Source organism: Bacillus sp. LJBS06 (assembly GCF_016924995.1).
Lineage (GTDB): Bacteria > Bacillota > Bacilli > Bacillales > Bacillaceae > Bacillus > Bacillus stercoris.
In genome coordinates, this window is the sequence record NZ_CP070483.1 from 1,230,003 (window position 1) to 1,253,796 (window position 23,794).

Genomic DNA, 23,794 nt, shown 5'->3' on the forward strand with positions numbered 1-23,794 from the left:
GCAAAAAGGAAAAGGAGGAAAAACTGTGGGACAGCAGCATCAATTCCGGCCCGGACAGAAAGCGCCTAATAACGGTGTCTACGTAGAGATCGGCGAGACAGGGAGCATGGTGAAAAACCCTCAAAAGGTCCATCTGTCAGCAGGGGAAATGTTCCCCGAAACATCAAATCACAACCGGCTGTGGACATACAAAAGAAAGCCGTGACCACTAAAAAACCCAAAACAATCAATGTTTTGGGTTTTTGTGCTTCTTAATGCTGGCTTGCATTTTTGTTCATAGGCATGATTTCTGCTAAAACCATGATTAAGACATACAGTACAACAGCAATGACAGATGATGTTTTGAAATTATACGTAACGCTGTTCATGCTTGCAACCAAGTAGCATGCCATATGTGATAAAAGGAACGTCCAAATAAAGGCAATAATATATCGCACGTTTCCACCTCGTCCTTCTCATTCTATTCTAAAAGTTATCATACCATACAAAAAGCGAAGGGGGAATCCAATTTTAGCAGAAAGTGAGGTGACAAAAGAGTCTGATTCGTCACACTTTAATGGTAAAATATAAAAAACGTCAATCAGTGTAATAGCCAAAAATGTAAAAGGCTAGGACTTTACCTTATTCGTTTCTTTTCTATTTACATAAGATAGCGTGAGATGAAGTGTGAAAGGAGGCGGGCAAGCGATGGGAATAACGGAAAGATACTTTCAACTGGGAACGGAGCATAATGTCATTCATCTGCCCTATCGCCCGAACGGCTTCGGCATCTTTATCTTGGGAGACAGAACCCACTTTGTCGGGGAAGATTCAAGCTTTTGGCTGCAGCATTACGGCAGAAATCAGCTTCTGAATATGTTGAGGAATGAAGGATATACTCTTTTTAACAGCAATCTGTTCGGAAGGCATTGGGGGGCGGAAAAAGCAGTCACCTATGCTAAACAGCTGATCCATTCCGTAATGAAGCAGGAAATCCTCAATCCGAAGATTCATATTTTAGCAGAAGGCATGGGTGCTCTCGTGGCCGATGAACTGCTTCGTTTTTCCCCGGATCATATCCGCTCAGCCGCAATGTTGAATCCTTGTCTCGATCTTCAGGCACATTATGAATCAGAAAAAGAAAATAAATTTTTCTATAAGCAATTTTTAAAAGAAGTATCGAAAAGCTACGGAATTTCTGAAAAAGAAGCGGAAGCGCTTCGTTACAAAACCATTCAAAGCTATCCGAGCGGCGTTCCGGTTCATATATGGCAGCGTATGACCGGAGCTCCATATCCCTACAGCGTACATGCGGAAGCTTTCAAGGAAAAACAGCAAAAGCAAGGCTCACCGGTCGACATGACATTTCATTTATTTGAGCATCCGAGCAGAATTTATGCATCAATCTGTAAATTCTTTCATAGTCATGAAAAAGAATTATAGAGAATATAATGACAACAGCCTTCTCTTTTGCGGAGGCTGTTTTGTTTTGGGAAATGAAAAACCGGAAGGGCGGCAGATGTAATGGAATCAACGCTGATTGTAGGTGCGGACGAATTTTTCGGCCTTTCATTATGTGAACGAATGATGGATGAAGGCATACATGTTGACGTTATTCTGGCGGAAACAGAAGATAAAATGAGACAAATGTACTTAGAAGAAAGACTCATGTGGCTTGGGAGAAATGAACTCTTTCGCCAGCTTGAACGCATTGGAGATCAAAAGTATGATACAATTTGTATCCAGTTTGGAGTTTCTTTGCCTTTGGAGCAATATGATTCTTCTTATATTTTAGTATATGAACAAGACCGGAAAGAATGGGAGAAGCGTGAAAAAACAGGCTCGGAAAAAGCCGTATTCCTTCCGAAAATGTATGGGCCATGGAAAGAAGAAACAGAGGAGGAAGGCTATTACACAGACGATGTGGCTGACGAGTTGCTGAAATTCCTGTTAGAACCAGGCCGTCATAGCAAAGATCAGTTTTTTGAATTACAAGTATCAGAAAAAACCTCAAAAGAAGAAGCAAAAACAAAAATTATCGAGTGGAAAAGACAATTTTCATCAATTTTCGACAAATATTAAGAAAAACCTTCCATGTTTCGAGTTTTCTAGATACAATAAACGTATAAAACAATACATGTTATAGCTTGTCAAAAGGAGTTGAACATGACTTGATCACAAGGCTTGTCATGATCTTTTCTGTCCTCCTTTTATTGAGTGGATGTGGACAAACTCCGTTCAAAGGAAAAATTGAGAAGGTCGGCATGCTCTTTCCTGATACGATTAATGACCTCGTATGGGGCACAAAAGGGTATAAAGGATTACTGAATATACAATCCAAATACAATGTGGACGTCTACTATAAAGAAGGCGTTAAAACAGAAGAAGATATCATAAATGCGATTGAGGATTTTCATAAGAGGGGCGTCAATCTGCTCTACGGCCATGGGAGTGAATATGCAGAGGTGTTTAACTTGGTCGGCGAAGATTATCCAGATATGGAATTCGTCATTTCCAATGCGAAAGCGAAAGCTGACAATGTGACGAGTGTCCATTTTAGCGGGGAAGCAATGGGCTTTTTTGGAGGAATGACTGCTGCCCATATGTCGAAAACGAATCAGGTCGGTGTCATTGCTTCCTTTACGTGGCAGCCTGAGGTTGACGGTTTTATCAAAGGAGCCAAGTATGAAAATCCAGATATAGAAGTAAACACGAAATATACGGATCATTGGGATGATGATACGACAGCAGTAAAGCTTTATCAGAAAATGAAGAACGAAGGTGCGGATGTTGTGTATCCTGCTGGAGACGGGTATAATGTTCCTGTTATTCAGCAAATCAAAAAAGACGGGCTTTATGCCATCGGCTACGTTACAGATCAATCGGACCTGGGCGAGAATACCGTATTAACCAGCACGGTGCAAAATGTGGACAAGGCCTATGAAATCATTGCTGAGCAATTCAACAAAGGCACCCTTGAAGGCGGCGATCATTACTACGACCTGAATACGGGAGTAGTCGAGATGGGAACATTCAGCCCGCTCGTCGATGAAGACTTTCAGCAAAGAATCGCCAAGCTGATCAAAACGTACAACAAAACAGGCGATCTGCCAAAAAACGAGTAATGGAGTGACGTCACATGCAGCACGAAAAATCACTTGAATTCTTGCAAATTGCCATGAAATACCTCCCTGAAGCGAAAGAACAGCTTGAAAAATCAGGCATTGAGCTGTCAATGGAGGCCATACAGCCGTTTATGAATCTATTTACAACGGTAATGGCGGAAGCTTACGAGCTTGGCAAGTCTGATGCTAAATCTGAAACCGAATAAAAAGAAGCCACTTTTGCGAAAGTGGCTTTTCACATGATTTTCTTTTTAATCGCGGTGATCATGGGCGCAAGCTCCTTTAGAGCGGGCTTGATTTGATCAAGAGAGTTCATAATTGAACCGATTTGGTCCATAATATGCATGTAATGAATCGTCTCTTCGTCGTTGGTCTGAGAAACCTCCTCTTGCTGTTCCTCATTCTCTTCTGTTGGTTTTGCGGAATCGCCGAACATCATTTTTGAAAATACATCCAACTGCATACGCCTCCTTTCTATATACAATACTCTATGAGTAAGTTGAACTGATAGTTTAGACGAATATATTGCCATGCGAAAAAAAATAGGATAGAATTAGTACCTGATACTAATAATTGATCACAACCTGATTGATCTTCTAAATTTAAGATATAAAGGAGTCTTCCCTTATGAAAGCTGGAATACTTGGTGTTGGACGTTACATTCCTGAGAAGGTTTTAACAAATCATGATCTTGAAAAAATGGTTGAAACTTCTGACGAGTGGATTCGTACAAGAACTGGAATAGAAGAAAGAAGAATTGCCGCAGATGATGTGTATTCATCACATATGGCTGTTGCAGCAGCGAAACATGCGCTGGAACAAGCTGAAGTGGCTGCTGAGGATTTGGATATGATCCTGGTTGCAACTGTTACACCTGATCAGTCATTTCCTACGGTCTCTTGTATGATTCAAGAACAGCTCGGCGCTAAAAAAGCGTGTGCTATGGATATTAGCGCTGCTTGTGCGGGCTTTATGTACGGCGTTGTAACCGGAAAACAATTTATTGAATCCGGAACCTACAAACATGTTCTAGTTGTCGGTGTAGAGAAGCTCTCAAGCATTACAGACTGGGAAGACCGCAATACTGCCGTTCTGTTTGGAGATGGGGCAGGCGCGGCGGTAGTCGGACCAGTCAGTGATGACAAAGGAATCCTTTCATTTGAGCTAGGAGCCGACGGCACAGGCGGTCAGCACTTGTATCTGAATGAAAAACGACATACAATCATGAATGGACGAGAAGTTTTCAAATTTGCAGTCCGCCAAATGGGAGAATCATGCGTAAATGTCATTGAAAAAGCTGGACTTTCAAAAGAGGATGTCGACTTTTTGATTCCGCATCAGGCGAACATCCGCATCATGGAAGCTGCACGCGAGCGTTTAGAGCTTCCTGTCGAAAAGATGTCTAAAACCGTTCATAAATATGGAAATACTTCTGCCGCATCCATTCCGATCTCTCTTGTAGAAGAATTGGAAGCCGGTAAAATCAAAGACGGCGATGTGGTCGTTATGGTAGGGTTCGGCGGAGGACTAACATGGGGCGCCATTGCAATCCGCTGGGGCCGATAAAAAAAGGTGAGGTGCACACAAGATGACTAAAAAAAGAGTAGTTGTTACAGGACTTGGAGCATTATCTCCGCTTGGCAACGACGTCGATACAAGTTGGAATAACGCAATCAACGGTGTGTCCGGAATCGGTCCGATCACTCGTGTTGATGCTGAAGAATATCCGGCAAAAGTAGCCGCTGAATTAAAAGACTTCAATGTTGAAGATTATATGGATAAAAAAGAAGCCAGAAAAATGGACCGCTTTACACAATATGCGGTTGTAGCTGCGAAAATGGCAGTTGAAGACGCAGATCTTAACATTACGGATGAGATCGCGCCGAGAGTCGGTGTTTGGGTAGGCTCCGGTATCGGAGGACTTGAAACACTAGAATCTCAATTTGAAATCTTCCTAACAAAAGGCCCGAGACGGGTAAGCCCGTTTTTCGTGCCAATGATGATTCCTGACATGGCAACAGGCCAGATTTCTATTGCGCTAGGAGCGAAAGGAGTCAACTCTTGTACGGTTACAGCATGTGCTACAGGAACGAACTCTATCGGTGACGCGTTTAAAGTCATTCAGCGCGGCGATGCAGATGTGATGGTCACAGGCGGAACAGAAGCGCCGCTGACAAGAATGTCATTCGCGGGCTTCAGTGCCAACAAAGCACTGTCTACTAATCCAGATCCGAAAACAGCGAGCCGCCCGTTCGATAAAAACCGTGATGGCTTTGTCATGGGTGAAGGTGCAGGGATTATCGTTCTTGAAGAGCTTGAGCATGCCCTGGCCCGCGGTGCTAAAATCTACGGAGAAATTGTCGGCTACGGCTCAACAGGAGACGCTTATCATATCACAGCGCCGGCCCAAGACGGTGAAGGCGGAGCGAGAGCGATGCAAGAAGCTATTAAAGATGCGGGCATTGCGCCACAAGAAATTGATTATATCAATGCTCACGGAACAAGCACGTATTACAACGACAAATATGAAACAATGGCGATTAAAACCGTTTTCGGCGAGCATGCGCATAAACTTGCGGTAAGCTCTACAAAATCAATGACAGGTCACCTTTTAGGTGCAGCTGGCGGTATTGAAGCCATTTTCTCTATCCTTGCCATTAAAGAAGGCGTGATCCCGCCGACAATCAATATTCAAACACCTGACGAAGAATGCGATTTGGATTATGTGCCTGATGAAGCTCGCAGACAGGAGCTCAATTATGTTCTCAGCAACTCATTAGGATTCGGCGGGCACAATGCAACATTAATCTTTAAAAAATATCAATCATAATCAAGCCAAACCGGCTGCCCCTAAAGGGTAGCCGGTTTTTTTTGTGTGCATAGATTAAAAGAGGAGGCGATCATATGAGTGTAGAACAAACACATAGCTGGCTCAGAAAGGCTGCTTCAATAGATGATTTGGCACCTTACATTATCCCGCTTTTTTCAGGTGCGGGGAAAAAGAACTGGAAGGGCATTTTGGGGCATCTTCAGCATCATGGGATGTTTAAAAACATGACAGAGGGTATTCAGACTGCTTCCAAGCTGAAGGAAAAAGGTTTTTACGATCATATCCAAAAGGAAGAACAGTATCTCAAAAACAAATGGCAAGGTCCTGATGTACCAATTGTTCCGCTGCCGGTTGATGAACGAAATAGGAGAATTCGTTTAGAATTTGGATCAAAATCAGGACTCGCGTTTCAAGACAAAATGTTCCTCTTTCTTTCGTCAGATTTAGATTTTGGATCAGTATCTGCCCTGATGACGCATGAGTATCATCATGTTTGCCGGTTAGGTCATCTCACAAAAGAGGAAAAGGATGTCACATTACTTGATACAATCATCATGGAAGGGCTGGCGGAATATGCTGTTTATGAGAGGTTCGGCCGAAGTCAAACGGCTGAATGGACGACTTGGTATACCCCAGAGCAGCTTCAGGCTTTATATGAAAAAAAGATTGCGCCCCATCAGGATATCAAACGGGATGATCGATTATTTCCCCAGCTGTTATTCGGCAAAGGATATCAGCCGAAAATGCTTGGATACGCAGTTGGATTCAATATTGTAAAAAAGTATTTAACTGCCAACAAGGCAAGCACCGCAGACGGACTTTCCATTCCTGCTGAAACCTTTTTGGATGCAATGCTTTAAAAGGATAAAATAATGGAATTTCGTTAATAATATTACATTTATCCTAAAAAATTCTTGATTTTGCAAAATGATTGTAATAATATACAACTATAAAATTTTTCGATAATTCAATATTATTTATTATTTCTGAATAAAGGGATTGCTTTCTCTTGAAAACGATTGACCACAAGAGGGGGAAAGGGGAGCTAGCATGAGCACACTATTAGAAGTGAATAATTTAAAGACTTATTTTTTCCGGAAAAAGGAGCCGATCCCTGCGGTTGACGGAGTCGATTTTCACATCAGCAAAGGCGAGACCGTCGCGCTTGTAGGTGAATCGGGCTCCGGAAAAAGCATTACTTCCTTATCAATTATGGGCCTCGTCCAAAGCTCAGGCGGAAAAATCATGGACGGCTCTATTAAACTCGAAGACAAAGACCTCACCTCATTCACTGAAAACGATTATTGCAAAATCCGCGGAAACGAAGTATCCATGATCTTTCAAGAACCAATGACCTCCCTTAATCCGGTGTTAACAATCGGAGAACAAATTACCGAAGTGCTGATTTACCATAAAAACATGAAGAAAAAAGAAGCCTGTCAGCGAGCTGTTGAACTCTTGCAGATGGTCGGTTTCTCCCGGGCGGAGCAAATAATGAAGGAGTACCCGCATCGGCTGTCAGGCGGTATGAGACAGAGGGTGATGATTGCCATCGCACTAAGCTGTAATCCTAAATTGCTCATTGCCGATGAACCGACGACAGCGCTGGATGTGACAATACAAGCCCAGGTGCTGGAACTCATGAAAGATCTCTGCCAGAAGTTCAACACATCGATTCTTCTGATCACACACGACTTAGGTGTCGTGTCCGAAGCGGCGGATAGAGTGATTGTCATGTACTGCGGACAAGTCGTAGAAAACGCCACGGTTGACGACTTATTTTTAGAACCGCTTCATCCTTATACAGAAGGCCTGCTTACGTCAATTCCTGTTATAGATGGAGAGATTGATAAATTAAATGCAATTAAAGGCAGCGTGCCTACACCTGATAATCTGCCGCCGGGGTGCCGTTTTGCCCCAAGGTGTCCGAAAGCTATGGATAAGTGCTGGACAAATCAGCCTTCGCTTTTGACACACAAAAGCGGAAGAACGGTGAGATGCTTTTTATATGAGGAAGAGGGTGCAGAACAATCATGACAGCAGCTAATCAAGAAACAATCTTAGAGCTTCGTGACGTAAAAAAATACTTTCCGATCCGCTCAGGCCTTTTTCAAAGAAAAGTTGGTGATGTAAAAGCGGTAGATGGTGTGTCATTTTCGTTAAAAAAAGGAGAGACACTCGGAATCGTTGGAGAGTCGGGCTGCGGAAAATCGACTGCCGGCAGAACGATGATCAGACTGTACAAACCGACAGAAGGCCAAATTCTTTTTAAAGGGCAGGATATTTCCAATCTGTCAGAGGAGAAGCTGCGGAAGAGTGTCCGCAAAAATATTCAAATGGTGTTCCAAGATCCATTTGCCTCGTTAAACCCGAGAAAGACACTGAGGTCTATCATAAAGGAGCCGTTTAATACGCACAACATGTATACGATGCGTGAACGAAACGAGAAAGTCGAAGAGCTGCTTGCGAGAGTTGGCCTTCATCCGTCGTTTGCCAGCCGTTATCCCCATGAGTTTTCCGGGGGCCAGCGTCAGCGGATCGGCATTGCCAGAGCACTCACTTTAAATCCAGAGCTGATCATTGCTGATGAGCCGGTTTCCGCACTTGATGTATCCATCCAGGCCCAAGTGATTAACTTGATGGAGGAATTACAGGAGGAATTTGATCTTACGTATCTATTTATCTCCCATGATCTAAGTGTCGTCCGCCATATCAGCGACAGAGTCGGAGTGATGTATCTTGGCAAAATGATGGAGCTGACCGGCAAGCATGAGCTTTATGACAACCCGCTTCACCCATATACCCAAGCGCTTTTATCCTCCGTTCCGGTTACAAGAAAAAAAGGATCTGTCAAACGTGAACGCATTGTCCTGAAGGGAGAGCTGCCAAGTCCGGCCAACCCGCCAAAAGGCTGCGTATTCCACACAAGATGCCCTGTTGCAAAACCGATATGCAAGGAACAAATACCAGAATTTAAAGAAGCTGCTCCCAGCCACTTTGTGGCTTGTCACCTTTATAGCTAATGTTGCCCGCACAGCTTTGAGAGGGGGTATGCATACTACATAAACAACAGCTGAGAAGAACGAACATTTTAAAAGGGGGAATATCTAATGAAAAGACGGAAAACCGCACTGATGATGCTAAGTGTATTGATGGTCCTGGCCATCTTTTTATCAGCCTGCTCGGGCTCAAAATCGAGCAGCAGCAGTGAGAAAAAATCAGCAGGCAAACCTCAGCGAGGCGGGGATTTGGTTGTAGGGTCAATCGGAGAACCCACACTTTTTAACTCTCTGTATTCTACGGATGACGCAAGTACGGATATTGAAAATATGCTGTACAGCTTTTTAACGAAAACGGATGAAAAACTAAATGTGAAATTGTCACTCGCTGAAAGTATTAAAGAATTAGACGGCGGCCTTGCATATGATGTGAAAATTAAAAAAGGCGTTAAGTTTCATGACGGAAAAGAACTGACTGCAGACGACGTCGTATTTACGTACAGTGTCCCTTTAAGCAAAGATTACAAGGGAGAACGCGGTTCAACATATGAAATGCTGAAATCCGTAGAAAAAAAAGGCGATTACGAAGTCTTGTTTAAGCTGAAATATAAAGACGGTAATTTCTACAACAATGCGTTAGACAGCACAGCTATTCTGCCGAAACATATTCTCGGTAATGTTCCGATTGCCGATTTAGAAGAAAATGAGTTTAACAGAAAGAAACCAATCGGTTCAGGACCATTTAAGTTTAAGGAATGGAAGCAGGGCCAATATATTAAGCTCGAAGCGAATGATGATTACTTTGAAGGAAGACCGTATTTAGATACTGTGACGTATAAAGTCATTCCTGACGCAAATGCTGCCGTTGCTCAGCTGCAGGCAGGCGATATTAATTTCTTTAATGTGCCCGCCACTGACTACAAAACGGCTGAAAAATTCAACAACCTAAAAATCGTTACTGATTTGGCATTAAGTTATGTGTACATCGGATGGAATGAAAAAAATGAATTATTCAAGGATAAAAAGGTTCGTCAAGCGCTGACAACCGCTCTTGACCGCGAGTCAATCGTCAGCCAAGTATTAGATGGAGACGGCGAAGTAGCTTACATTCCGGAAAGCCCTTTATCTTGGAACTATCCTAAAGATATAGATGTTCCGAAATTTGAGTACAACGAGAAAAAAGCGAAACAGATGCTTGCAGAAGCCGGCTGGAAAGATACGAACGGTGACGGCATTTTGGATAAAGACGGAAAGAAATTCTCGTTTACCCTTAAAACGAACCAAGGAAACAAAGTCCGTGAAGACATCGCTGTCGTCGTTCAGGAACAGCTGAAAAAAATCGGCATTGAAGTGAAAACCCAGATCGTTGAATGGAGCGCTCTCGTTGAACAAATGAATCCTCCGAATTGGGATTTTGATGCAATGGTCATGGGATGGAGTTTATCCACATTCCCGGATCAATATGATATCTTCCATTCAAGCCAGATTAAAAAGGGTTTGAACTACGTTTGGTATAAAAATGCCGAGGCGGATAAACTCATGAAAGATGCAAAATCAATCAGTGACAGAAAGCAGTATTCAAAAGAATATGAGCAGATCTATCAAAAAATTGCGGAAGATCAGCCGTATACGTTCTTGTATTATCCTAACAACCATATGGCAATGCCGGAAAATCTTGAAGGATACAAATATCATCCGAAACGTGATTTGTATAATATTGAAAAATGGTGGCTTGCAAAATAAATTTCCCTTAAAGGGGAGGGAGAGCGTTTTCTCCCTCTTCTGTTTTTAATAAGGAAAGTAAAGGGGGACAAGTATATGGCTGCATATATTATCAGAAGAACCTTAATGTCTATCCCGATTTTATTGGGAATTACGATTTTATCATTTGTTATCATGAAAGCCGCGCCCGGAGATCCGATGACATTAATGATGGACCCGAAAATCAGCCAGGCTGACAGAGAGCAGTTTATTGAAAAATACGGTCTGAATGATCCTCAGTACGTTCAATATTTAAAGTGGCTAGGCAACATGGTGCAGGGTGATTTCGGAACGTCTATTGTCAGAAAAGGAACGCCTGTTTCAGAATTGATTATGGCAAGACTGCCCAATACGCTCCTGCTGATGCTGGTTTCAACGATTTTGGCTCTTATGATTTCTATTCCGTTCGGTGTCCTGTCGGCAAAGCGGCCGTATTCAAAAATCGACTATGGCATTACATTTACCTCGTTTATAGGTCTGGCTATTCCAAACTTTTGGTTTGGATTAATTTTGATTATGGTGTTATCGGTAAATCTCGGCTGGTTTCCAACCGGGGGTGTCGAGACACTGAATACCGAATTCAATATATTTGACCGGATTCATCATTTAATTCTGCCTGCATTCGTTCTAGCTACAGCTGACATGGCCGGACTGACGAGATACACGAGATCCAATATGCTTGATGTATTAAATCAAGATTATATTCGCACAGCGAGAGCAAAAGGATTTAAAGAGAACAAAGTGCTATTTAAACATGGATTGAGGAATGCATTATTACCCGTCATTACAATTTTCGGTTTGATGATTCCTTCATTTATCGGCGGATCTGTCGTTGTCGAACAAATTTTCACTTGGCCGGGATTAGGAAAGCTGTTTGTCGATTCAGCATTCCAGCGCGATTATCCGGTTATCATGGCAATGACTGTGATCTCGGCGGTTCTTGTCGTTGTGGGAAACCTCATTGCAGACATCCTTTACGCGATTGTTGATCCGCGGATCGAATATTAAAAGGAGGGAAACAGAGATGTCAGAGCTGCAAACAACTCCCACGCCGGAGATCAGGCTGAAAGAAAATATTTCGAAAAAACCAGAAACAATGACAAAGATTTTCTGGGAAAAATTCTCGAAAAACAAACTGGCCATTTTAGGTGCCGTTATTCTTTTTATCATTATCATGTCGGCTGTTTTCGCCCCTTTCATTGCACCTTATCCCCAAGAGCAGCAAAGTCTGCTTGATAAATATAAGGAGCCGGGCCTTGAACACCTGATGGGAACGGATAAATTCGGACGTGATATTTTCAGCCGAATCTTGTATGGAGCGCGTGTCTCTTTATTGGTTGGTTTTGCGTCCGTAGTCGGCTCTATTTTGATTGGAACGGTTTTAGGAGCATTAGCTGGATATTTCAGAGGAATAGTGGATGCTGTCATTATGCGTGTAGTTGACATTGTGTTATCCATTCCTGATATTTTCTTGTTGATCACGCTGGTCACCATCTTCAAGCCGGGTGTGGACAAATTGATTTTAATTTTCTGTCTCACAGGATGGACCACAACAGCACGATTAGTAAGGGGAGAATTCTTATCGCTTCGTTCAAGGGAATATGTTCTTGCTGCTAAAACAATTGGAACAAAGACGCACAAAATTATTTTTTCTCATATCCTGCCCAATGCGTTAGGGCCGATTATTGTGTCAGCTACGCTGAAAGTAGGGTCTGTTATTCTAGCTGAATCGGCGCTAAGCTACTTGGGATTTGGAATTCAGCCGCCAATCGCTAGCTGGGGGAACATGCTTCAAGATGCACAGAATTTCACAGTAATGATTCAAGCATGGTGGTACCCGTTATTTCCCGGGCTATTTATTTTAATGACCGTTTTATGCTTCAACTTTGTCGGTGATGGCCTGCGGGATGCGCTTGACCCGAAAAATATTAAATAAAAATGAATATAATATCTGTTATAAAATATCACCAAATCAGAAAAAAAGCAGGTCTCCCTTTGTCAGAAAATATACAAAGAGATCTGCTTTTTGTGATTCTTGCATAAAACCAGTGATTCCAGATTTCCTCAATCTCTTTGGAATAATTTCTCTGTCCCTTGCCTATACTGTGGACAACAGTTTTTATAAAGTGAGGGGTTAGAGATGTTATTTCTTCATGATGTGTGGGTCAATTGGTTTGAAGGGGAAGAAAATGGCTACAATGTATGCCACTTTCACGAATGGCGCAAGGAAGATACGGTTGAGCTTTTGGATCAGGTGCCTTTGTTAAGGGTGCCGTCAGTACTGTTTCATTATATAGAAAACGATTTGTCAGAGCTTCCGAAAGGTTTGCTTGAAGACGTACATCAGAAATCGTACATTCGGAAAAATCATGAGCGGACAAAGCTTGAATATTGTTTTGTTGTAACAGACGGAATCGGCATTTTGGCTGTCGACACGATCGGCTATACCATCCCTGTCAGGAAAAGCCGTCTGATCCCAAGACAAGAGCAGCTCGTTTATGAAATGGTAAAAGATGTAGAGCCTGAAGCGTATGAATTTGAACCAAAGAAACTGGAATCCTCTAAAGAATATCACATCTTATCATTAGCACCAGAACATGTCAGGGGTCTGACAAGAAAAGAACGGCAAATCAAGCAGCTGATGTTTATGGCGCTTGACCAATTAAAAGGGCTGAAAAACCGCGCTGAAATCGGCTATTGGTATACAGAGTGGAATCCGCATATGTATGAACAAATCAAACGGATGAGCTTTGAAGAGATTTGGGACATGCTGTATAACGAAACAATTGAAGGCTGGTCGGATAAGCACCTGGCTTTTTGCGAAAACCTAATAAAAGGACAGCCTTTTTTCGAAAAGCTGTGGGAAATGGAAAATGAATCAAAGGTAAACTGAAAAAAACCGCTCTTTGCAAAGAGCGGTTTTTTGATCAGCGTCTTTTTCTTCCAAGACCCATGGCATTCTCCATTTTTTTCAGCATTTTGTTTGCTGTCCGGTTCGCCCGTTCCGCGCCTTCATCAAGAATCCGGTCTAATTCTTCAGATTCTATCAGCTCATAATAGCGGTCCTGGATCGGTTTTAATGCGTTCACCACGACTTCTGCCAAATCACCTTTAAACTCGCCGTAGCCTTTTCCTTCGTATTTTGCTTCAAGCTCTTCAATTGTCGTATTGCCGAGGATTGAATAAATCGTAAGAAGGTTGGAAACACCCGGTTTGTTTTCTTTGTCAAATTTTACAATGCCCTCGGAATCTGTCACAGCGCTTTTGATTTTCTTTTCAAGAAGCTTTGGTTCATCCAGCAGTGTAATATAAGATTTCTGGTTCGGATCAGATTTGCTCATCTTCTTCAGCGGATCATTCAGAGACATGATGCGTGCACCGACTTTTGGAATTTTCACTTCCGGAATCGTGAAGATGTCGTTGTATTTTTTGTTGAAGCGTTCTGCGAGATTCCGCGTCAGCTCAAGGTGCTGCTTTTGATCCTCACCAACAGGCACAAGATCCGTTCCGTACAGCAGAATATCAGCGGCCATCAGCGGCGGGTATGTTAACAGGCCGGAGACGACAGCTTCATTGCCTTTGGATTTGTCCTTAAATTGAGTCATCCGCTCAAGCTCGCCGATATAAGCGACACACTGCATCATCCATCCGGCCTGCGCATGCGCGGGAACCTCGGACTGAATAAACAATGTTGCTTTTTCTGGATCAAGTCCGACAGCTAAGTAAAGCGCCGCGAGATTGCGGATATTCTTTCTAAGCTCAAGCCGGTCTTGAGGAACAGTTATCGCATGCTGATCGACGATGCAAAAATAGCTGTTATAATCATGCTGCAGTTCGACAAACTGCTTCATTGCACCGATATAGTTGCCGAGCGTAACAGAGCCGCTTGGCTGAATGCCTGAAAAAATCGTTTGTTTCATGAAAACATCAACCTCATTTCTTAAAACATAATAAAAAAGGCTCATTCTTCCCCTATAAAAAAGGGACGAATGAACCGTGGTACCACCCTGATTATTCCATTAAAATGGAATCACTCTGACGTTTGTAACGGAGTCTGCTCCGGCTGAGCCTACTTTTTTCGGGTTCGGTCAGCTGCTCCAAAGTCCATTCCACATTGCCCGTTATCTGCTCCCAGCACCGCAGACTCTCTTCAAACAGGTGAAATGTGTACTACTCTTCTTCATAGCACGCTTTTCTTTTGATTGCTTCATTATAAATCAATTATAACCAATTGTCATCATGAAAAAACATTCTTTTTCCCAGTAACATTGTAATGATATAAATAACATGGGTGCTGTAAAACCCTTAAATGATAACTGCTATCAGTGTGAAAACAGGCAGATATTATATGTAAAAAGCAATATGGATAGAAAACTCATGAAAAAGTTTTTAATCAATTTATGCTTTAAATGGTAGAAGGATATTATGTTCGTGGAAGAAAAACTAACGAAGTTTAAATATTTTAAATTGATAAAATAATATTGCAATAAATTATTTGTTTCATTATAATGAACTTGTTCACTCTATTGTTACAGCTTTTTTACAAAAATAATCAGAAAAGACGGAACAGAATAAAAGTTATGGAAACTTAGGTTCATTTGTCTGATATTTCTGAGGATTTAGCCGTAAGGAGCTGAAAAATTCTTATTAGGGGGTTTGCGAATATGAAAAAACGTTGGTCGATTGTCACGTTGATGCTCATTTTCACTCTCGTGCTGAGCGCTTGCGGCTTTGGCGGCAGCGGATCAAACGGTGAAGGGAAAAAGGACAGTAAAGGAAAGACAACACTTAACATTAATATTAAAACTGAGCCGTTCTCCTTACATCCGGGATTGGCAAATGATTCAGTTTCAGGCGGTGTCATCCGTCAGACTTTTGAAGGATTGACACGCATTAATGCAGATGGGGAGCCTGAAGAAGGCATGGCATCTAAAATCGAAACAAGCAAGGACGGTAAAACATATACATTCACTATTCGTGATGGTGTGAAATGGTCTAATGGAGACCCTGTAACAGCACAAGATTTTGAATATGCTTGGAAATGGGCGCTTGACCCTAATAATGAATCACAATACGCTTACCAGCTCTACTACATAAAAGGTGCTGAAGCGGCGAATACAGGCAAAGGCAGCCTAGATGATGTGGCAGTAAAAGCCGTGAATGACAAAACGCTGAAGGTTGAATTAAATAACCCGACTCCATATTTCACTGAATTAACTGCGTTCTATACGTATATGCCGATCAACAAGAAAATTGCAGAGAAAAATAAAAAGTGGAATACAAATGCTGGGGATGATTATGTATCAAACGGGCCGTTCAAAATGACAGCATGGAAACACAGCGGTTCTATTACTCTCGAAAAAAATGACCAGTATTGGGATAAAGACAAAGTCAAACTGAAGAAAATCAATATGGTTATGATCAACAATAACAATACGGAATTGAAAAAATTCCAAGCTAGCGAACTTGATTGGGCCGGTATGCCGCTCGGGCAGCTTCCGACAGAATCTCTCCCTTCCTTGAAAAAAGACGGTTCTTTACATGTTGAGCCGATCGCAGGTGTGTATTGGTACAAATTCAACACTGAAGCTAAGCCGCTAGACAACGTCAATATCCGTAAAGCATTAACATATTCGCTTGACCGTCAGTCGATTGTTAAAAACGTTACGCAAGGAGAGCAAATCCCGGCAATGGCTGCGGTGCCGCCGACAATGAAGGGATTTGAGGATAACAAAGAAGGCTACTTCAAAGACAACGATATCAAAACAGCAAAAGAATACCTTGAAAAAGGCCTAAAAGAAATGGGCTTAAGCAAGGCATCTGACTTGCCGAAAATCAAATTGTCTTATAACACTGATGATGCACATGCGAAAATCGCTCAAGCCGTACAAGAAATGTGGAAGAAAAATTTAGGCGTTGATGTTGAGCTTGATAATTCAGAATGGAATGTCTATATTGATAAGCTCCACAGCCAAGATTATCAAATCGGCCGCATGGGCTGGCTTGGCGACTTTAACGATCCTATTAACTTTTTAGAATTGTTCCGTGACAAAGACGGAGGAAATAACGATACGGGCTGGGAAAATCCAGAATTCAAAAAATTGCTGAACCAGTCACAAACTGAAACAAATAAAACAAAACGTGCAGAGCTGCTGAAAAAAGCAGAAGGTATTTTCATTGATGAAATGCCGGTTGCCCCAATCTATTTCTATACTGATACTTGGGTACAGGATGAAAACCTAAAAGGTGTTATCATGCCAGGTACTGGTGAGGTTTATTTCAGAAACGCATATTTTAAATAAGGCTATGTCTGAAAATAAAAGACCTCAAGGTATATGGGGAGAAAAGCCCCATATACCTTTCTTACTGATGGAGTATAAAAATGTAAAAACCATGGAGGTGTTCCCCCTTGCTAAAATATATCGGAAGACGCTTAGTCTATATGATTATCACACTATTTGTGATTGTAACTGTGACATTCTTCTTAATGCAAGCAGCACCGGGCGGGCCATTTTCAGGTGAGAAAAAGCTTCCGCCTGAAATTGAAGCAAATTTAAATGCGCATTATGGCTTGGACAAGCCGCTGTTTGTACAATATGTCAGTTATTTGAAATCAGTTGCAATGTGGGATTTCGGACCGTCATTTAAATATAAAGGTCAGAGTGTTAACGACCTGATCAGTTCAGGTTTCCCCGTTTCATTTACTCTTGGAGCAGAAGCTATTCTCCTCGCTTTAGCGTTAGGTGTATTGTTTGGGGTCATTGCAGCCCTTTACCATAATAAGTGGCAGGATTATACCGTCGCGATTTTAACGATATTTGGTATTTCGGTTCCGAGCTTTATCATGGCGGCTGTTCTGCAATATGTGTTCTCCATGAAGCTTGGGCTATTTCCGGTCGCGGGGTGGGATTCCTGGGCATACACCTTTTTGCCTTCAATCGCACTTGCTTCCATGCCGATGGCGTTTATTGCCAGACTTTCCCGTTCAAGCATGATCGAAGTGTTAAACAGTGATTATATCCGCACAGCGAAAGCGAAAGGGCTGTCCCGCCCAGCGGTTACTGTGCGGCACGCCATCCGAAACGCGCTTTTGCCGGTTGTTACATATATGGGCCCGATGGCCGCACAGGTCTTAACGGGGAGCTTCATTATTGAAACCATTTTTGGGATCCCGGGGCTTGGTGCACACTTCGTCAACAGTATTACAAACCGTGATTATACGGTCATTATGGGTGTAACGGTGTTCTTCAGTGTCATCCTGCTATTGTGTGTATTAATCGTTGATGTGTTATACGGCATTATTGATCCAAGAATCAAGCTTTCCAAAGCAAAGAAAGGAGCCTAGGCCATGCAGAACATTCCGAAAAACATGTTTGAACCAGCCGCAGCGAATGCCGGCGATGCAGAAAAAATAAGTAAAAAGAGCCTTTCCCTCTGGAAAGATGCGATGCTTCGCTTCCGCAGCAATAAGCTTGCAATGGTCGGGCTTATCATTATCGTGCTCATTATCCTTATGGCCATTTTTGCGCCGATGTTCTCAAGGTATGATTATTCAACTACTAATCTCTTAAATGCGGATAAGCCGCCTTCAAAAGATCACTGGTTCGGCACAGATGATCTTGGACGGGACATTTTCGTCCGTACATGGGTAGGAGCGCGAATCTCAATCTTTATCGGTGTCGCAGCCGCTGTTCTTGATTTGCTGATCGGCGTCATTTGGGGGAGCATTTCAGGCTTCCGCGGAGGAAGAACAGATGAAATTATGATGCGTATCGCTGATATCCTTTGGGCAGTTCCTTCATTATTAATGGTTATCTTACTGATGGTTGTTCTTCCGAAAGGGCTATTTACGATTATTATTGCCATGACGATTACGGGCTGGATTAACATGGCCAGAATCGTGCGCGGACAAGTGCTGCAGCTGAAGAATCAAGAGTATGTGCTTGCTTCACAGACACTGGGTGCAAAAACATCCCGTCTGCTGTTTAAACATATCGTGCCAAACGCAATGGGTTCCATTTTGGTCACGATGACATTGACAGTTCCTACTGCGATTTTCACAGAAGCCTTTTTAAGCTATTTGGGACTCGGTGTCCCGGCTCCGCTGGCAAGCTGGGGAACGATGGCTTCTGACGGATTGCCTGCATTGACCTATTATCCGTGGCGTTTGTTCTTCCCTGCCGGATTTATCTGCATTACAATGTTTGGCTTTAACGTTGTCGGCGACGGATTAAGAGACGCATTGGATCCTAAGTTACGTAAATAAGGGAGTGATACGGGTGACACGCCTATTAGAAGTAAAAGATTTAGCAATTTCATTTAAAACATATGGCGGAGAGGTCCAAGCGATCCGCGGAGTGAATTTCCATCTGGAAAAAGGAGAGACGCTGGCTATCGTCGGAGAATCAGGTTCCGGAAAAAGTGTAACCTCTCAGGCGATTATGAAGCTGATTCCAATGCCTCCGGGTTATTTCAAACGCGGTGAAATCCTGTTTGAAGGGAAGGATCTGGTGCCGCTGTCCGAAAAAGAAATGCAAAATGTCCGGGGAAAAGAGATCGGCATGATATTCCAAGATCCGATGACCTCCTTAAATCCAACGATGAAGGTCGGTAAACAAATTACGGAAGTGCTTTTTAAACACGAAAAGATCTCAAAGGAAGCGGCTAAAAAACGCGCGGTTGAACTGCTGGAATTAGTCGGTATCCCAATGCCGGAAAAGCGGGTGAACCAATTTCCGCACGAATTTTCAGGCGGTATGAGGCAGCGGGTTGTCATCGCCATGGCGCTTGCGGCGAATCCGAAGCTTTTGATCGCCGACGAGCCGACCACTGCACTTGATGTAACGATTCAAGCGCAAATTCTGGAATTGATGAAGGATTTGCAAAAGAAAATTGACACGTCCATCATCTTTATCACACACGATCTTGGTGTTGTGGCAAACGTTGCTGACCGGGTCGCTGTCATGTACGCGGGACAGATTGTAGAAACAGGTACGGTAGACGAAATTTTCTACGATCCGAGACATCCTTATACTTGGGGGCTTCTTGCATCCATGCCGACACTGGAAAGTTCAGGAGAGGAAGAGCTGACTGCCATTCCGGGCACGCCGCCTGATTTGACAAACCCGCCAAAAGGAGATGCTTTTGCCCTGCGGAGCTCTTATGCGATGAAAATCGATTTTGAACAGGAGCCGCCAATGTTTAAGGTATCTGATACTCATTATGTCAAATCATGGCTGCTTCATCCCGACGCGCCAAAGGTAGAGCCGCCTGAAGCGGTAAAAGCGAAAATGCGTAAGCTGGCAAATACGTATGAAAAACCTGTCTTAGTGAGAGAAGGTGAATAAATTGGCTAAAAAACTATTAGAAATCAAACATTTAAAACAGCACTTTGTCACACCGAGAGGAACGGTTAAGGCTGTAGATGATTTATCATTTGATATCTATAAAGGTGAAACATTAGGGCTGGTTGGTGAATCTGGCTGCGGTAAATCGACAACAGGCCGAAGCATTATCCGGCTGTACGAAGCAACCGATGGTGAGGTGCTGTTCAACGGCGAAAATGTGCACGGGAAAAAATCGCGGAAAAAGCTGCTGGAATTCAACCGCAAAATGCAGATGATTTTCCAAGACCCATATGCGTCCCTGAATCCGAGAATGACAGTTGCTGATATTATTGCTGAAGGGCTTGATATTCATAAGCTGGCGAAAACGAAAAAAGAGCGGATGCAGCGGGTTCATGAACTATTGGAAACAGTGGGATTGAACAAGGAACACGCGAATCGCTATCCCCATGAATTTTCCGGCGGCCAGCGCCAAAGAATCGGGATTGCCAGAGCGCTTGCTGTTGATCCGGAATTCATTATCGCGGATGAGCCGATTTCCGCTTTGGATGTATCCATTCAAGCGCAGGTCGTGAATTTAATGAAAGAACTGCAAAAAGAAAAAGGGCTCACATACCTGTTTATTGCCCACGATTTATCGATGGTCAAATATATCAGCGACCGCATTGGAGTCATGTATTTCGGGAAACTGGTTGAGCTTGCGCCGGCAGATGAGCTTTATGAAAATCCGCTTCACCCGTATACAAAATCATTGCTTTCTGCGATTCCGCTTCCAGATCCGGACTATGAGAGAAATCGCGTCCGCCAGAAATATGATCCGTCCGTCCATCAATTAAAAGATGGGGAAACGATGGAATTCCGTGAAGTCAAACCGGGACATTTTGTGATGTGCACGGAAGCCGAATTTAAAGCTTTTTCATGATTCATCAATCCTTCAAGAGAATCTCTTGAAGGATTTTTTTGCGTCTCCATAGAAAGTGAGAATGATAACATTTACAATTAGAGGAAAAAGCGGAGGCGAAATACGATTCAATTTTTGCATAACAAAAATGTTTTTGCGCTATTGCTGTCTCAATCTCTACAATCCTTAGCAGGAGTCCTTGTCACAATCGTTTTAATGGTCCGTGTTTATCAAATGACTGACTCCGTTTTTTTGGCTGGACTCGTATTATCGTTCATGTCATTTGCAAGTATAGCGGCAAGCTTTTGCGTCTCTCCGGTGCTTCGCAATCTCGGTTTTAAAAAGGTGCTTGCGGGCGCAAATCTGCTGAGAGCGGTCTTTACAATCCTGATGTCATACAGTGTCACTCATCACGGACAGGCATTCTTTTGGATTACGCTGCTGTTTGTGTTCTGTTTTTCCTTCGCGGGCGCTTTTTTTCAGCCGGCAAGATTCGCGCTGCTGCCAATTATTGTTCCAAAAGAGCACTATGTAAAAGCGAATGGCGTGATCTCCCTCTCGAATCAATTGTTCTTAACAGCAGGCTGGGGCCTTGGAGGCCTTCTGACGTATGCCGTCCCTTTTGAAGTCGTTGTCGGTGCAGCCATTTGCCTGTTTGTTCTTTCGGGAGTTTCCCTCAAGGGGCTTCATATAAATGAAAAAACGACTGATGAAACAGATGAAAAAGCATCTGGCAGAAGTATATGGAAGGATTTAATGATTATTCCTATTGTAAGAGACATTACTTTTATGGACATGATAGAAGCTTTGGCGGGTTCTGTTTGGTCGTCTGCTATTCTTCTCGCCTTTACTGCGATTGTTTTACATGAAACAGAAGCGTGGTGGGGGATGTTTAACGCTTCTTATTTTATAGGTGCCATTGTCGGTAGTGTGATTGCGATTCGTTTTTCTGCTTTTTTTGAGCGGAACATGGGCTGCGCTATTATTTTCTGCTCGCTTGTGATGGCGGCGCTGACCCTTCTGTTCTCAATTTCCACAATCCCGTTTTTATGCGCGCTGGCTTGTGCCGCAATGGGGCCTTTTTATCAGGTGCGTGATATTTGCCAGGAAACCATGCTGCAGGAGGTTATTCCCGAACAGAAACGTATCGGAATCATGGCTGCAAAAAATGCAATTTTAACTCCTTGGGCAGGCGTCACCTACTCCATTATGGGATTAGTGGCTGATGCGGCTGGTGCGAAAACAGCTTTTATTGCAGCTGCTGCATTATATATCATGACGTTTCTGATTGCACTGGCACAGCCCCGGCTTGTTCATTACAGGCGGGAAAACCGAGTTCAATGAGATGCACTTCAGAATAAACGGAGCAGCTGGCTCCGTTCATTCTGAAAAAAAATGAAACCATGGCGGAAGTTCGTACGTCTTTATAGATGTAAGGCTGTTTAAACAAGAAGAAATGGGGTATATCTAAAAGTATGAAGACAATGAACTCATAAGGAGCAAATCAATGAACTGGTATGAAAAGCTTAGCGAGTACTTTCCAATTGAAGAAATGAAATCAAAAGCGCATATGGAAGCTCTTCTGAAAGAGCGAAGCGATATTTACCATAAAGATGAAGGCAAACATCATATTTTAATGTTTGCGGAATTCGATTCTTTTATTTTCGTTGATTATCTGTATGTGTCTAAGGATGCAAGAGGGCAGGGGCTTGGCGGCAAATTGATCGCAAAGCTGAAAAAGAAAAATAAGCCCATATTGCTCGAGGTGGAACCTGTGGATGAAGATGATACTGATACAGAAAAACGCCTGAGATTTTATCAAAGAGAGCATTTCAAGCATGCTCAGTCAATTGGGTACCGTCGCCGGTCATTGGCTACGAATGAAGTAAACAAGATGGAGATTCTGTACTGGTCACCGAAAACAGAATCAGAAGAAGAAATTCTTGAAGCCATGAAACAGACATATGAAAACATTCATACTTATAAAGATGAGAAATGGTACGGAGAATCGTACGAAAAAACGGATGAAGTCTTGGAAATCATCGATGAAGAAAAACAAAAAAATATTTTCGATCAGTTAAGCTAATTGAGAATAAGAACATATCATGAACATTAAAAATTTGCTGGATTGACACATTTTTTTCTTAGGATACTGTTCACACTTACTTTTTTATAGTATAATACCTGTAAAGATTCCTTTTTTAGAGTAATTTCAATTTAAGAATAAAATAGATGTTCATCCTACTAATTAGAGGAGTGAAGATGAATGGTTACACTATACACATCACCAAGCTGTACTTCATGCAGAAAGGCGAGAGCGTGGCTCGAGGAGCACGAGATTCCATTTGTAGAAAGAAACATTTTCTCTGAACCTTTATCAATTGATGAAATAAAACAAATTCTTCGAATGACTGAGGACGGAACAGATGAAATCATCTCAACCCGTTCAAAAGTATTCCAAAAACTCAATGTGAACGTTGAATCTATGCCGCTGCAAGATTTGTACCGCTTGATCAACGAGCATCCAGGTTTGCTTCGCCGTCCGATCATCATCGACGAAAAACGTTTGCAAGTCGGATATAACGAAGACGAAATCAGACGTTTCCTGCCAAGAAAAGTTCGCTCTTTCCAATTAAGAGAAGCACAGCGTTTGGCAAACTAATAGATCGTATCATCAAAAGAAGGCTGAGTCATCAGCCTTCTTTTTTAGATAGTTGACAAAATCCTAAAACGGTTTTTTGTTTTAGGATTTTGTTACCTTTTTAGTTCAGCGTGATTGAAAACCTTTGAAGTCTAGGAAGGCCGAGCATTGGAGCACAACGAATATGTTTATTCGTGAGCACCGACGCGCAGGT

25 protein-coding genes and 1 other annotated feature are annotated in these 23,794 nt (G+C 42.6%); of the genes, 22 read left to right on the plus strand and 3 right to left on the minus strand.

Going from position 1 to position 23,794, the window contains the following annotated elements:
* Positions 1-25: 25 nt before the first annotated feature.
* Positions 26-205, plus strand: a complete 180-nt coding sequence (locus tag JQX68_RS06170; protein WP_003245356.1) for a YjzC family protein — start codon at positions 26-28, stop codon at positions 203-205.
* A 46-nt stretch (positions 206-251) separates the two neighbouring features.
* Here JQX68_RS06170 and JQX68_RS06175 read toward each other — a convergent pair whose 3' ends face one another.
* The gene (locus JQX68_RS06175; RefSeq protein WP_003245236.1) at positions 252-437 is read right to left on the minus strand and encodes a YjzD family protein; all 186 of its coding nucleotides are present in this window, start codon (positions 435-437) and stop codon (positions 252-254) included.
* A gap of 250 nt (positions 438-687) precedes the next feature.
* Between JQX68_RS06175 and JQX68_RS06180 the strand changes: the two genes are divergently transcribed.
* The 4 genes from JQX68_RS06180 (at position 688) to comZ (ending at position 3,310) form a co-directional block, all read left to right on the plus strand.
* Positions 688-1,422 carry a hypothetical protein gene (locus JQX68_RS06180; RefSeq protein ID WP_040083462.1) on the plus strand — a complete coding sequence of 245 codons (735 nt, stop codon included), beginning with the start codon at positions 688-690 and terminating at the stop codon, positions 1,420-1,422.
* A gap of 81 nt (positions 1,423-1,503) precedes the next feature.
* Positions 1,504-2,061, plus strand: coding sequence for a hypothetical protein (locus tag JQX68_RS06185; protein WP_147771754.1), 558 nt, complete (start codon positions 1,504-1,506; stop codon positions 2,059-2,061).
* Positions 2,062-2,150: 89 nt separating this feature from the next.
* A complete protein-coding gene (med, locus tag JQX68_RS06190; RefSeq protein ID WP_014663517.1) occupies positions 2,151-3,104 on the plus strand; it encodes a transcriptional regulator Med in 954 nt (317 codons plus the stop codon).
* Positions 3,105-3,118: 14 nt separating this feature from the next.
* The gene (gene comZ / locus JQX68_RS06195; protein ID WP_003224559.1) at positions 3,119-3,310 is read left to right on the plus strand and encodes a ComG operon transcriptional repressor ComZ; all 192 of its coding nucleotides are present in this window, start codon (positions 3,119-3,121) and stop codon (positions 3,308-3,310) included.
* Positions 3,311-3,339: 29 nt separating this feature from the next.
* On the opposite strand, the gene yjzB is transcribed toward comZ, so the two are convergent.
* The gene (gene yjzB, locus JQX68_RS06200; protein ID WP_147771755.1) at positions 3,340-3,567 is read right to left on the minus strand and encodes a spore coat protein YjzB; all 228 of its coding nucleotides are present in this window, start codon (positions 3,565-3,567) and stop codon (positions 3,340-3,342) included.
* Between the two features lie 164 nt (positions 3,568-3,731).
* Here yjzB and fabH point away from each other — a divergent pair, with 164 nt between their 5' ends.
* The 9 genes from fabH to JQX68_RS06245 all read left to right on the plus strand — a co-directional run bounded on the left by fabH (position 3,732) and on the right by JQX68_RS06245 (position 13,587).
* Positions 3,732-4,670 carry a beta-ketoacyl-ACP synthase III gene (gene fabH, locus JQX68_RS06205; RefSeq protein WP_071582229.1) on the plus strand — a complete coding sequence of 313 codons (939 nt, stop codon included), beginning with the start codon at positions 3,732-3,734 and terminating at the stop codon, positions 4,668-4,670.
* Positions 4,671-4,692: 22 nt separating this feature from the next.
* Positions 4,693-5,934, plus strand: a complete 1,242-nt coding sequence (fabF, locus tag JQX68_RS06210) for a beta-ketoacyl-ACP synthase II (protein ID WP_014663520.1) — start codon at positions 4,693-4,695, stop codon at positions 5,932-5,934.
* A 74-nt stretch (positions 5,935-6,008) separates the two neighbouring features.
* Entirely contained in the window at positions 6,009-6,794 is a 786-nt protein-coding gene (locus JQX68_RS06215; protein WP_147771756.1) for a DUF2268 domain-containing putative Zn-dependent protease, read from the plus strand.
* Positions 6,795-6,984: 190 nt separating this feature from the next.
* Entirely contained in the window at positions 6,985-7,971 is a 987-nt protein-coding gene (gene appD / locus JQX68_RS06220) for an oligopeptide ABC transporter ATP-binding protein AppD (protein ID WP_014663522.1), read from the plus strand.
* A complete protein-coding gene (gene appF / locus JQX68_RS06225) occupies positions 7,968-8,957 on the plus strand; it encodes an oligopeptide ABC transporter ATP-binding protein AppF (protein ID WP_071576512.1) in 990 nt (329 codons plus the stop codon). The genes appD and appF overlap by 4 nt, the downstream gene beginning before the upstream one ends.
* 87 nt (positions 8,958-9,044) lie before the next feature.
* Positions 9,045-10,676 carry a peptide-binding protein gene (locus JQX68_RS06230; RefSeq protein WP_014663524.1) on the plus strand — a complete coding sequence of 544 codons (1,632 nt, stop codon included), beginning with the start codon at positions 9,045-9,047 and terminating at the stop codon, positions 10,674-10,676.
* Positions 10,677-10,751: 75 nt separating this feature from the next.
* The gene (gene appB, locus JQX68_RS06235) at positions 10,752-11,702 is read left to right on the plus strand and encodes an oligopeptide ABC transporter permease AppB (RefSeq protein WP_095432625.1); all 951 of its coding nucleotides are present in this window, start codon (positions 10,752-10,754) and stop codon (positions 11,700-11,702) included.
* A 16-nt stretch (positions 11,703-11,718) separates the two neighbouring features.
* Positions 11,719-12,630, plus strand: a complete 912-nt coding sequence (gene appC, locus JQX68_RS06240; protein WP_103031874.1) for an oligopeptide ABC transporter permease AppC — start codon at positions 11,719-11,721, stop codon at positions 12,628-12,630.
* 204 nt (positions 12,631-12,834) lie between these two features.
* A complete protein-coding gene (locus JQX68_RS06245; RefSeq protein ID WP_014663526.1) occupies positions 12,835-13,587 on the plus strand; it encodes a YjbA family protein in 753 nt (250 codons plus the stop codon).
* Positions 13,588-13,621: 34 nt separating this feature from the next.
* On the opposite strand, the gene trpS is transcribed toward JQX68_RS06245, so the two are convergent.
* Positions 13,622-14,614 (minus strand): tryptophan--tRNA ligase, encoded by a 993-nt coding sequence (gene trpS, locus JQX68_RS06250; RefSeq protein WP_038430004.1) that lies wholly within the window; start codon positions 14,612-14,614, stop codon positions 13,622-13,624.
* A gap of 58 nt (positions 14,615-14,672) precedes the next feature.
* Positions 14,673-14,887 (minus strand) — a binding site (T-box leader).
* Positions 14,888-15,358: 471 nt separating this feature from the next.
* On the opposite strand from trpS, the gene oppA reads away from it, so the two are divergent.
* The 8 genes from oppA to spx all read left to right on the plus strand — a co-directional run bounded on the left by oppA (position 15,359) and on the right by spx (position 23,601).
* Positions 15,359-16,996 (plus strand): oligopeptide ABC transporter substrate-binding protein OppA, encoded by a 1,638-nt coding sequence (oppA, locus tag JQX68_RS06255; RefSeq protein ID WP_147771757.1) that lies wholly within the window; start codon positions 15,359-15,361, stop codon positions 16,994-16,996.
* A 107-nt stretch (positions 16,997-17,103) separates the two neighbouring features.
* Positions 17,104-18,039 (plus strand): oligopeptide ABC transporter permease OppB, encoded by a 936-nt coding sequence (gene oppB, locus JQX68_RS06260; RefSeq protein ID WP_003245554.1) that lies wholly within the window; start codon positions 17,104-17,106, stop codon positions 18,037-18,039.
* 3 nt (positions 18,040-18,042) lie between these two features.
* A complete protein-coding gene (oppC, locus tag JQX68_RS06265) occupies positions 18,043-18,960 on the plus strand; it encodes an oligopeptide ABC transporter permease OppC (RefSeq protein ID WP_003232954.1) in 918 nt (305 codons plus the stop codon).
* A 4-nt stretch (positions 18,961-18,964) separates the two neighbouring features.
* A complete protein-coding gene (gene oppD / locus JQX68_RS06270) occupies positions 18,965-20,041 on the plus strand; it encodes an oligopeptide ABC transporter ATP-binding protein OppD (protein WP_147771758.1) in 1,077 nt (358 codons plus the stop codon).
* Position 20,042: 1 nt separating this feature from the next.
* Positions 20,043-20,960, plus strand: coding sequence for an oligopeptide ABC transporter ATP-binding protein OppF (gene oppF / locus JQX68_RS06275; RefSeq protein WP_147771759.1), 918 nt, complete (start codon positions 20,043-20,045; stop codon positions 20,958-20,960).
* A gap of 105 nt (positions 20,961-21,065) precedes the next feature.
* Positions 21,066-22,283, plus strand: a complete 1,218-nt coding sequence (locus JQX68_RS06280) for an MFS transporter (RefSeq protein WP_080478201.1) — start codon at positions 21,066-21,068, stop codon at positions 22,281-22,283.
* Positions 22,284-22,446: 163 nt separating this feature from the next.
* Positions 22,447-23,025 carry a GNAT family N-acetyltransferase gene (locus tag JQX68_RS06285; protein WP_003244921.1) on the plus strand — a complete coding sequence of 193 codons (579 nt, stop codon included), beginning with the start codon at positions 22,447-22,449 and terminating at the stop codon, positions 23,023-23,025.
* Between the two features lie 180 nt (positions 23,026-23,205).
* Positions 23,206-23,601 carry a transcriptional regulator Spx gene (gene spx, locus JQX68_RS06290; RefSeq protein ID WP_003245483.1) on the plus strand — a complete coding sequence of 132 codons (396 nt, stop codon included), beginning with the start codon at positions 23,206-23,208 and terminating at the stop codon, positions 23,599-23,601.
* The last annotated feature ends 193 nt before the right edge of the window (positions 23,602-23,794 follow it).